Source organism: Ruegeria sp. AG1, from assembly GCF_056541705.1.
Genome location: NZ_JBQFYU010000022.1, coordinates 21801 through 28939 on the forward strand (window position 1 = coordinate 21801; position 7139 = coordinate 28939).

The 7139-nt window shown below is 51.5% G+C and carries 6 protein-coding genes; all 6 read right to left on the reverse strand.

Going from position 1 to position 7139, the window contains the following annotated elements; translation table 11 throughout:
• Positions 1 to 227 precede the first annotated feature (227 nt).
• A complete protein-coding gene (locus tag ACR0B5_RS22480) occupies positions 228 to 1217 on the reverse strand; it encodes a HupE/UreJ family protein (RefSeq protein WP_480543578.1) in 990 nt (329 codons plus the stop codon).
• Positions 1214 to 2044 carry a peptidyl-prolyl cis-trans isomerase gene (locus ACR0B5_RS22485; RefSeq protein WP_480543580.1) on the reverse strand — a complete coding sequence of 277 codons (831 nt, stop codon included), beginning with the start codon at positions 2042 to 2044 and terminating at the stop codon, positions 1214 to 1216. The genes ACR0B5_RS22480 and ACR0B5_RS22485 overlap by 4 nt, the downstream gene beginning before the upstream one ends.
• 143 nt (positions 2045 to 2187) lie before the next feature.
• Positions 2188 to 4110, reverse strand: coding sequence for a DUF3604 domain-containing protein (locus ACR0B5_RS22490; protein ID WP_480543582.1), 1923 nt, complete (start codon positions 4108 to 4110; stop codon positions 2188 to 2190).
• 280 nt (positions 4111 to 4390) lie between these two features.
• Positions 4391 to 5098: a hypothetical protein gene (locus ACR0B5_RS22495; protein ID WP_480543584.1), complete on the reverse strand. Its 708-nt coding sequence runs from the start codon at positions 5096 to 5098 to the stop codon at positions 4391 to 4393.
• Between the two features lie 715 nt (positions 5099 to 5813).
• Positions 5814 to 5960, reverse strand: coding sequence for a hypothetical protein (locus ACR0B5_RS22500; protein ID WP_480543586.1), 147 nt, complete (start codon positions 5958 to 5960; stop codon positions 5814 to 5816).
• A 15-nt stretch (positions 5961 to 5975) separates the two neighbouring features.
• Positions 5976 to 6611, reverse strand: a complete 636-nt coding sequence (locus tag ACR0B5_RS22505; protein WP_480543588.1) for a helix-turn-helix domain-containing protein — start codon at positions 6609 to 6611, stop codon at positions 5976 to 5978.
• Positions 6612 to 7139: the final 528 nt, after the last annotated feature.

Consider the following 7139-nt stretch of genomic DNA (forward strand, 5'->3'; position numbering starts at 1 on the left):
ATAACAAGTATGGCCAGACAAGAATTCGCTAACTTTTTGGCCCCCTATCTGGTCGGCACATTGGTGACCTCCAGCCGCCTTTGACCATTCCCCGTTTGCCTGCCTTCGCTCCCATAGATCATCCTTTTTTTGCTGTGGAACATGCCATCAGTGGTAAACGAAGCGCGCTATTCAAAAGCCAAACTACTTCACCCAATCTGCACAAAGCAGTTAACCGCCTTTGTCAATCAAAAGCCGCTGGTGCGCTCTATGAGCCAATACATCGAAACTGAACCGATACCATAAGCGGCAATCACCGTCGCCCTATTACTGACCGGAGCCGCAATGAACCGCCAGATTGCTCCAAGAAGTGCCAAGGAGCCGATAAAGCTTAGCTGTCCGACCTCAACACCAAGGTTGAACGCCAGTAAGGCCGCTGGAATGTCGTTCGAGGGCAGTCCAATTTCAGCCAAGGCTCCCGCAAAACCAAGGCCATGTAATAGCCCAAATCCAAAACAAACGATCCAGGGCTTCTGTTTTGAAAGCCGGAACCGACCATCTTCACTTTTCACAATCTCCATAGCTAGAAAAACGATGGACAAGGCGATGACGGCCTCGACGGGCGGACCAGGTACATTCAATACGCCAAACGTCGCCAACGCCAGAGTGATGGAATGTGCGAGTGTAAAGGCCGTTACAGCACCGACCAATCTCCAAGGTTCGCGGACTAAAATGAAAAGCGCAAAAACGAACAGAAGGTGATCCCAGCCTTCCAGAATGTGCTCAAAACCCAAAAGGGCATAAGCGGTAAAAACTGACCATGTCGTCTGCTCAGAAGGTATGGTTTGGACGGCTGTCTCTGGCGTAAAACGCAGCGTGGCCGGCTCAGTTTCTAAAGGGTGTAGACGGACCAATACGTCGTTCTTTTGAGCCTCTAGCCCGTCGATTGCGATCGGCCGCCCTGCGATATCCGCGTGGCACTCTACGATCCACGATGCAACCCATGCTCGACCGTCGGAGGTTGGAGAAGGGCCGCGCATCGGCGTACAACCTTCCGGCAACACAGCGTCAATCGCCATAGGTTGGCCATTCACATCAGGCTTCCGCCAGTGGACGCTCCAGGCATCAGAGGAGATTTGACGTATCTCCAGATATCCGGGATCAAGTGCGTGCGCATTGGCCTTGGCTGCGGGCCACGCGCACAGCACGTAAACCAAAAGGCAGATCACCCATCTCATTCGGCTGGACCTGGGAGATCGGGGCCTACAATCTCGTAATTTTGAACCAAGCTATCGTATTGCGCCTGGGCCAGATCTTCGCTCGCAGCGCGACGCCAGTCGCGCAAAACATCACTGTGAATTTCGGACAAGGGCGGTGTACGGCCAGGCTCAAAGGTGCGCACTTGAACTAGATGTAAACCGTAGCCCGATTGGACCGGTCCTACCCAAGGACCTGTTTCAACCTCTATGAGTCCTTTTGAAAAGCCCATGCCGAAAACCGAGTCGACTACTCGTGTCGCGGTTAACGGCATTGAAGCAGGAAGCAATGTTGAAGCGCCAGAAACGAGAGGCTCTTGCCCTCTTCTCAGTGCCGACAGTGCTGCCTCAATTTGTGCCTCGCTGGGGTCTTCACCCAGAAATATCTGGGTAAACGCCACCCTATCAGGAGTTGCGTACCGTGCGGGATTTTGATTGAGAAACGCCTCTAGCTCTTCGTCGTCCGGAACCACTGACGTGGCTATTGCTTCTGTCAGAAAGTCCATTTTCTGGCTCAGCCGAGACCTGATCACTGTATCTCCGCGATCCAGGCCAAGTTTTCTTGCTTCTCTGACCAGAACCTCTTCACGAATTGACGCAATGACCAATGCTTCTAGCTCAGCATCGCTTGGTCGACGGCTCCACCTGGCTTCAAACTGGTCTGCCAAACGCGCGACATCGTCTTCTTCTATCGTGATGATTTCCAGATTTTCGACCGTCTCGGTCGCCGGCGCAACAATATGGAACCAAATGAAAATAGCCGCCCCAATCAAAAAGAAATGGAACAGAGGTTCTTTCAATATTCTCATTGGGGCTCCTGCAAGACCTGGGCTTGAGCTCTCTTTTCAATTGTTTTTTGCAAAGGATCCCACGCCACGCAAGCTTCATGCCTAAGGTGAATACCCCAAGGGGCGTTCACCGTCTCGCTGTCTAAATCCATGTCTAAATCATGCTACTCCGCCGGAGTGTACCAAATCGGTGAGGAATACGCACGCTCCTGGTGAGTTAGAACTGCATCTTGGGGCAACTCTGCACCGAACCTCAGCTTGTCATAGAGAATCCAACGAGGAGTTGGGATTTCGATTGCCCGAACGTAATAAAACGCCCTTGCATTGGGGTCGAAATCCGGGTCAGACCAAACCTTCACCAACTCGGCGGTACCGATTGTGTTGGTCCAACTTGCTGTCTCCAGGTCTACGGTGTTTCCTACAGCTGGAAGCTTACCATTTTCGTCAGCCACGCGGTCATCTGACCACGCAACATCGTAAACTTTTTCCTGCAAGCTACCGTCCGGGTCGAGCCATCCCTTCACAACTTGAACGCGGTCCAGATTTGCACCAACCGGGTCGCGCAAGGCGGCTATCAGGAAGGACGGTGCCCCATCACCTTCGCGGGGGCGCAAATCTGACCCCATGGGAACACCTTTGGTATAGCCAACATCCGCAAGGAACCGGGTCTCTACGTCAGCATCGCTAAAGTCCCATCCACCAAAGAACCTCAACCCGATCCGAGGTCCGGTTGTCGCGTAGGTTTCGCGCCGCTTGAATGCGTCGAAGATCGCCGCGCGAGTGTTCTCGGTCGCCCAAACAGCTGTATACCCTGACGCGACCAAAAGATCGCCGGGTATTTCACCAAGATCGTTGGCGATGAATGGGTGTTGGATACGAGAGGCCGATGGCTCAACGCTGACCGACTTGCCAAAAAAGTTGTCCTCTTCAGCCGTCGCCAAGGATGTATGGCTGTCCGTAGCGCCGCCCATGCCAAACTTGTAGGGGTTCACGCCGAATTTTTCTTCCAACATCAAACCGCGCTTCAGCGCTTCTCGGGCATATTCTCCGGCCAGCATATCTTCTGTCTTAAGCTCGGTGATATCGAGATTGCCGACGTCCCAGTTTTCATAGTCTGCAAATTCGTCATCCGGGCTTAGGAACGGGTGCGCTTCGCCGTCGCCCTTGATCTGCGTGACTTCATAGTGCGGCTCCCATTTCGCACGCGCAGCTACATAGTCTTCGTCAACCTTTCCACCGTGGTATGTGTCTTCGGTCGGAAACATCCATCCATTTGACAAGTTTCCGTTATGGGCAAAGGCGACAGCACGACCGCCGGTCTTCTCCTGATACTCTTCAAGCCAAGCATAGAGCGATTTTGGGTCTGTGTCGCCGTAAGGCGGTTGCGTGACCGGCGGGACCATCTGAAGCGCTCTGATCGGCCCATCCCGCAACATAACGTTCCGGTGAAGGTTGAACCCCTTCGGAACAGAGGTCCACTCGAACCCGATAAAGGCTGTAAAGTTCCCAGGGTCGTTGTGCCGCTCGGCCGCGAGAACAATGTGCTCCCAGGTAAACGCAAAGGCGTCCGCACCAGGGCTGTAGGACTCAAGCAGGATTTCCGGCAGGGTCATTTGAGAGAAATTTGTAATGATATCAAAGGCGGTTTTCCCGGCCTCTTCACCACCAGCTTTATACCCTTCGTACCACTCCAGGCCTTTTGGGTCGGAAATCACGCCTGGCTTGCCTGCTTGGAGATCCGGAGCGAACCCCATCAAGTCGGTGTGATCCGTTAAGACCATCCAGTCCAATGGTCGCCCCAGTCTGACAGGTTGGCCTGTCGAGGAGAGGACCTGCTCACCCTTTGCGAAGCGCCATGCATCGTCAGGCAGTAACGTGTTGCCAAAAGCGCCCGCGTCCAGAGAAAGTCCCGTGTGGAGATGAGTATCTCCCCATAGCGGCCGCTCTGGGAAACTGCGTTGTGCATATGGGGAGTACGGTTGTTCTAGAAACAAACCTTCGGCGGCCTCTTCGCTTGGCACAGCGTCAGAGAAAGCGGAAGCTGGCGACAGCACCAGCGCGAAGACAAAAGCGGAAACCCGGTACATATTGACCTCCCAAATCAACGACACGGTTCGAAACAGGACTCTTTTCGGCCCATTAATATTCGATTTTATGTATATCATATGGTTTCGATTTCTGTAAAATTTTTCTCCGACTATTTTCTTTTCGGACCATATGGAGCGTAACTCCCTGAAAAAAATCTTTTCTCCGGCCTACGCCAGACCTCATCGCGGTCATAAGCGTTGATTAGTCTTTTTGGAGAAGATTCCGAAACTAAGCCCCTCCGATCGGGGCGTACCGTGGCAAGACATGTTCCAAACTGACTTACTCGGATGCAGCATTATCCTGCAGAACTATGTTTAGGAAAAACTGCGTTGCGGGGTCCGTTTCTTCGAGCGCAACCAATGCTTCAAACTTTTGGTGCAGCGTAGTTTCGCCCCAATTTCGGGTTGCAACAGCGATTTGCAGGGTCAATTCTGGGTCGCTATCAAGGACACCCGCAAAAACTTGGACAATCTCATCCTGGAACTGCGTTTGTGACGATCCCGCGTCGGACAATGCCCGAACCAGGGCCTTTTTGTCATCCAGCGTCTTCCTGCGGTCCTTGAGCGCGAGACCAATTGCGTTGATCGCATTTACCCCGTCCGCCTCTACGCCGGCAAGTGCCCACTCATGGGAATGCAAACCACCGGACTTCAAGGCTTTGGCAAAGCGCGAGCGGACAATCGAACGTGCCTGTGGATCGGTTTGTAGTCCCAATAAGCGAATAGCAACGGGCCAGTAGGCAAAACGGTTTAAGTTATTCAATTCTTCCAAAATCTGGCTGGTTGAAAACCCGTCGCCCTTCGGACGCACGAATGCATAGTCTGCCCGCGCGATTTCCGCCATGGCCATGTCATGCAGGACTTGATCCGGGTGCCACAAATAGTCAGAAAAGAACGAAACGCGTGCGGCGTTGTCAGTTTCACCTAAACGCCAAAGCACGCTATTGCTTTGAAGATTTTCAAGAAACTCGCTTCTATCCGAAGTCATCACAAAGATGCGCCGCCAAGCCCGCGAAAAATTGCGCCCAGCCTTGTCGTTGAATTCTGGTCCATATGTCAGAAGAACCGTTGTCGTTGGGTCAGCGCGGAGAGCCCGCCGCGTAACGCTGTCTATGAGAAATGGAATACTGGGCGCGCTACCAAGTTTTTCCTCGCTCCCCTTAAAGACGCGTCGAGTCGAATACTCAAACGGGTTTTCTGGAGTTGAACCCGCAAATACAACGACATCTGCCGCTAGTATTCGATCAGAAATGGTTGCTTCTGGCAGTTCTGTACAAACGGCGCAAGCGTGCAAAGCATGCGGTGTCGCAAACCCGAGTATGCATATGACAACTCCAAAAAAGCTTCGCATAGTTGGCTCACAGCCCCGATCTTCTATTCGCAAGCGCTACTGGTGCTTTTAACTTAGCAAGAAATCTCTGTGTTGCGAAATCGCGTTGAAATATGTCGATTTCTGGTTGGCTCTGAGGCTTTCACCGTAAGTCTGAAAATGAGATGGACACTCGATCTAAATGCTACAAAGTCAAAATACCTTTTAGCTTTGAACCTATAGAAAGATCGAATACGTCAAAGCGCTGCAGACGGTAATATCACGCTGCGAATTCTGCATGGGTTCAACACTATTGCCTCGATATGCAATCGCCCAGTCTTTCAGCATTGAAAGGCCTAAACCCAAATCCAAAGAAACCTGTTTGCCTTTCAACCTACTCATTAGCGCGATCCACATCGCGCCAGTGTAAAATCCACCATTTTTCTAAGCCATAGATCATCTCCATTGCGACAAGGAATCCTATCAGAGGGACGGCATCAAACCACATCATGCCCAGATCGCTGACTACGACTTCTAGCAAACTTTTTTGTCCTTGCTAGATCGGAGCAATCCCACGATACCTCAATTTCCTGCTTGCTTCCGGTTTTGATCCATATTGTTTGAAAAAGGCTCGGGACATTGCGACGTGAGAGGAAAATCCTGTTGCAGTAGCGATTTCCATCATCGACATATCTGTATGATGTAGCAAGCTACTTGCCCTCTCCAACCTAAGCTCTTTATAGGTCTCCAAGAGTTTTGCACCAGTCTTGCTGAGATATCGCCTCTGAAGTTGCCGAGTGGAAGTTCCTACCTGTTCCGATATCCCGGAAATACTCAGTGGCTCTTCAATGTTCTCCAACATTTTCGTCAACGTGTGAATAACCAATTCGTCCCCATTGGCTTGACGAACCAGTCGGTTTGCAAGTTTACTTTCGATCGTTTGTTTTGGCTCAATCAGCCCAATATGTCTTCGCAAGGCATCTGCAAGATGCTCTCCGTGATCCATCGAGACAAAATCACTCAGCAATCTAACGGTGCTGATACTTGCATTTGCGCTGTGCAAACGTCCTGTGGAAGAGAGGTAAGTAGCAGCTCCACAACTCTTAATTCCTTCCTCCGATGCTGCCACTTCAAAGCTTGGATGTATGGCAGCGACCTTGCGATCAAAATTGTCTGTTTGCGCGAGCAACATCACAGCACCTCCAACAAGGACTGTCCGTGGCGATAGGCTCAACAATTGCGCGATCCACGATCTTTGCTCGTCTATTGGAGACCATGCGTGCTCCGAGTTACCCCAAAGTACTGCTGTTCTCCTGGCCCAATAGAGAGGTCCTCCAACTTCTCCTTCCCCAATAACACGTGTACTAACTCGGTAGGTTGGCTTGCCGACTAGGTTGTTCAAAGATCGGTAGAATTCGACGATAGCTTCTGCTGACGCTTTGTCTTCCTCGCAACGCAAAATGACATCGATGTGCCTCTTAGGTTCAGACGCCTTACAGTATGTCCGGTTTGCTTCTCTATGCTCATCTTTAACTGCGTAGTGCTTCATCTGAACTACCAATCTTGTTTTGATTTAGCCCAACAACAAAACTGACTGCTGCTTTTGTAGAACCCCGCCTTTCGGCGGGGGTTTGTTGTTTTATTCTGCGGCTTCTTCGTAAGCTTCCATTGGTGGGCATGTGCAGACAAGGTTTCGGTCTCCGTATGCGTTGTCGACGCG